The sequence below is a fragment of the Stenotrophomonas humi genome (genome assembly GCF_001431415.1).
Lineage (GTDB): Bacteria > Pseudomonadota > Gammaproteobacteria > Xanthomonadales > Xanthomonadaceae > Stenotrophomonas > Stenotrophomonas humi.
The window spans coordinates 1-1,221 of the sequence record NZ_LDJI01000063.1; the positions used below are offsets into that span (position 1 = coordinate 1).

1 pseudogene is annotated in these 1,221 nt (G+C 61.9%); it reads right to left on the bottom strand.

What is annotated here, in order from left to right:
- Positions 1-1,221 (bottom strand): annotated as a pseudogene (locus ABB26_RS18285) (DNA-directed RNA polymerase subunit beta'); the annotation flags it as partial.

The following is a 1,221-nucleotide window of genomic DNA, read 5'->3' on the forward strand; positions in this document are numbered from 1 at the left end:
CCGCAGACGCCGAACGAGGAGGCGCAGGTGATGGTCGAGCGGACCTTGATGGTCTGCACGCCGGCTTCTTCCAGCTTGTTCACCCACTGCTCGTCGAGCAGCGTGTTGCGGGTGACGATCGGATCCTCGTCGTTGCCCGGCAGGAACACGTCCTCGGCCACAACGCGACCCAGCACGCGGTCCTTCAACGGCTCCACGACGTCGCCGCCTTCCACGATCGGAATCATGGTCAGGCCTTCGCTGGTGCCGCAATCGACCTCGGTGATCACCACGTCCTGTGCCACGTCGACCAGACGACGGGTCAGGTAACCCGAGTTCGCCGTCTTCAACGCGGTATCGGCCAGACCCTTACGGGCACCGTGGGTGGAGTTGAAGTACTCCTGCACGTTCAGGCCTTCACGGAAGTTCGCCTTGATGGGCGTCTCGATGATCGAGCCATCCGGACGCGCCATCAGGCCACGCATACCAGCCAGCTGACGGATCTGCGCCTGGCTACCACGGGCACCGGAGTCGGCCATGATGTACAGCGAGTTCATCGACTTCTGGTCGACCATCTTGCCGTCCGAACCTTCGACCTTCTCGGTACCGATGGTTTCCATCATCGCCTTGGCGATGCGCTCATTGGTGCGCGACCAGATGTCGACCACCTTGTTGTAGCGCTCGCCGGCGGTGACCAGACCACTCTGGTACTGCTCCTGGATTTCCAGCACTTCGGCTTCGGCTTCACCGAGGATGCCCTTCTTCTCGTCCGGGATCAGCATGTCGTCGATGCCGATCGACACGCCCGCGCGGGTTGCGTAGGCATAGCCGGTGTACATCAGCTTGTCGGCAAACACCACGGTGTCCTTCAGGCCAAGCAGGCGGTAGCTCTGGTTGATCAGGCGCGAGATGTTCTTCTTGGTCATCTCGGTGTTGCACAGCTCGAACGGCAGGCCTTCGGGCATGATCTCGCTCAGCAGTGCACGGCCGATGGTCGTGTCCTGGATCGAGGTCTTGGTGACCTTGTTGCCTTCTTCGTCGCGCTCGACCTGGGTGATACGCACCTTGACCTGCGCATGCAGCTCGACCAGACGGTTGTCGTAGGCGCGCTTCACTTCGTTGGTGTTGGCGAAGACCATGCCCTCGCCCTTCTTGTTCACCAGCGAGCGGCTCATGTAGTACAGGCCCAACACCACGTCCTGCGACGGCACGATGATCGGCTCGCCGTTGGCCGGCGACAGG